Source organism: Vagococcus sp. WN80Y, assembly GCF_059621045.1.
Genome location: NZ_JCAQHY010000009.1, coordinates 1 through 512 on the forward strand (window position 1 = coordinate 1; position 512 = coordinate 512).

At 35.9% G+C, this 512-nt stretch carries 1 protein-coding gene; it reads right to left on the reverse strand.

What is annotated here, in order from left to right:
- Positions 1–512 (reverse strand): transposase (locus AC5KOD_RS02335; protein ID WP_496912946.1); only part of this gene is annotated, 512 nt, incomplete at both ends.

A 512-nucleotide genomic window follows, 5' to 3' on the forward strand; every position in this document is an offset into this window, starting at 1 on the left:
TTTTTCCATTTGTTACTACCACGAGCTGGAATTGAGTATTTTCTGATAGCTGTTTTTTGTTTAATTTTTATTACTTTCTGGCACATCCCTTCATTTTTTAACGGACAAATGTATTTAAGGGCGTTATAACGGGTGTCCTCACTATCATAAGTATAAGGATGTTCTAAGAGACAAGTCGGATGAAAATACTTATCCATTTCTCCACCTAATGTTTCACGACGTCGATTGTAATCAATAATTGGTTCGATTGATAATCGATGGCATTCTTTATAAATACCTGTGACATCATAGCCTTTATCCATCATAATAAAATTAGGTCGGCTACCTATTTTAGTAAGTTTTCTTAGTAATGGAACAGCCACAGATAAATCAGACACATGGGCAGACGAAAGAAGACTGCTCACTATATACTGACTGCTAGTGGAAACAGCTAGATGGGCTTTATAGCCAAACCAGTACTGATTTTTTCCTTCACTATTCTTTTTAATTCCCCAAGTAGGTTCCGTAGGAAC